The following is a 1,847-nucleotide window of genomic DNA, read 5'->3' as shown; positions in this document are numbered from 1 at the left end:
AATATAAAAAGCCATTGCAAGGCACCTGAAAATCCTCTAAAGTTAGAGTTCCTACACTTTAACTGGAGGTATGAAAGGTATGCTCACAATGACTGATATTAATACTATCAAAAATTTAAGGAATAATCACGATAAATCGATTGATCACATAAGAAAAGAACTTGGAGTGAATTGGCGTACAGCTAAAAAATACGCTGATGGCAATAACTTTCCAAAGAAGAAGAAAATAGAAAAAACAGGCATGATGTATGAAGAAAAATGGGGAGATATTTTAACCTTATGGCTGGACGAAGATGCCAAGTTGCCGAAGAAAAAACGACGTACTAACGTAGCTTATCACCGTGAATTGAAAGAACTTGATTTCCCGGGGTCCTATCGGACTGTTTGTGTATTTGTTCAAGACTGGCGTTCTACTCACAATGATAAAGGCGCTGTAGATAAAGGATTTGAACGTCTGGAACATCCCCCAGCAGATGCACAGCTGGACTTTGGAACGATGGAAGTCGAACATGAGGGGGCATTTAAAGATGTCAAAACCTTGGTAATGACCTTCCCGTTTAGTAATGTAGGTTTTGCGGTTGCGTTACCTGCAGAGAATCAGGAGTGTTTATTTGAAGGCATGACTCAATTGTTTCATCAAATCGGGGGTGTGCCGAAAGTCATTCGAATTGATAATATGTCAACGGCCGTAACGGAGAGAAAATCTAAATATAAACCTGCTGTACTAACTGAGGCTTATCTTCGATTCGCCACTCATTACCGTTTCAACACGCAAGTATGTAATCCGCGCAGCGGAAATGAAAAAGGAAGTGTTGAAAACAAAGTTGGATATATACGCTATAACTTTTTCCCTGCAAGCCCGTCAATGAAAGATTATGCTTCTTTAAATGATAAATTGAGAACACAACTAATTGAGGATAGAGATCGAAATCATTATGAAAAAAATGTCTCCATCATTGAACTATGGGAAGAAGAAAAAACTGAACTACTGGCTCTTCCGGATGTACCTTATCCCGTCTTTAAAGAGATTGAATGCAAGGCAAACAAGTATAACGAAATCAAACTCGATCAAACACTCATTCACGTGCCTAAGGCACGAAATCACACGAAGATATATGCTGTATTAACAGCTGAGACTTACACATTCTACAGTGGATCTGGTGACATAATAGCTGAAGGTGATCGCCCGTATATGTTTAAAAAACGACCGATTGACTGGGCATCTATCTTATTAGACTGGCGTAAAAAACTCCGTTCAATGGAGTACTCACGTTACTGGAAATATTTACCGGAGCGGATCAAATTATACTTAACTCATAATGACTGGAAGGTCCAAGCTGAACGTGTCGATATCCTTATTAATTTACTCGTCACTAAAGATATGAAACAAATCAACGAAAGATTCTATGAATTAATAGGGGTCGAACCGAGTTCGGATTCTTACAATGTGGATTGGAACAGTTATGATGCATTAGGAATTTTTCCCAAGGAGGTAGTATAAGTAATGGATCACGCTTACTTAGAAGAACTGTGTAAAAGCCTCCGGCTCTCTCATATACCAAAAGTCATTGATACGGATGGATTTGATTCAAAAGAGGACTGGTTACTTTTTCTTTTGAAAAATGAACTTCGAAGTCGCGAAGAAGCGAAAACGATACGGCTCTATAAACAATCAAAACTGCCATGTAGGCGGACGCTATCCACTTATGAATGGCACAACCAGATATCGCTTCCCAGCCCGACAACTAAAGAGGAACTGACTAGTCTGTCTTTTATCAAACAATGCCAAAACGCTGTTTTCGTAGGAACACCTGGTACAGGAAAAACTCACTTGGCATGTGCCTTAG

At 39.3% G+C, this 1,847-nt stretch carries 2 protein-coding genes; both read left to right on the top strand.

Annotated elements, in window-relative coordinates:
* The first annotated feature begins 79 nt into the window (after positions 1 to 79).
* On the top strand, positions 80 to 1,501 hold the full coding sequence (istA, locus tag ABFX15_RS12080) for an IS21 family transposase (protein WP_346025642.1): 1,422 nt from the start codon (positions 80 to 82) through the stop codon (positions 1,499 to 1,501).
* Positions 1,502 to 1,504: 3 nt separating this feature from the next.
* Positions 1,505 to 1,847: ATP-binding protein (locus ABFX15_RS12075; RefSeq protein WP_346025641.1), on the top strand; the 343-nt coding region annotated here is incomplete at its 3' end.

The sequence above is a fragment of the Alkalibacterium indicireducens genome (genome assembly GCF_039522005.1).
In the GTDB taxonomy this organism is placed as follows: Bacteria; Bacillota; Bacilli; order Lactobacillales; family Carnobacteriaceae_A; genus Alkalibacterium; species Alkalibacterium indicireducens.
Note: the sequence above shows the minus strand (reverse complement) of the source record. Positions and strands in the feature narration are given on the sequence as shown.

What these genes read in the sequence shown, in the direction of transcription:
- istA (WP_346025642.1), top strand. Translation starts at nt 80, where the DNA reads ATGCTCACAATGACTGATATTAATACTATCAAAAATTTAAGGAATAAT.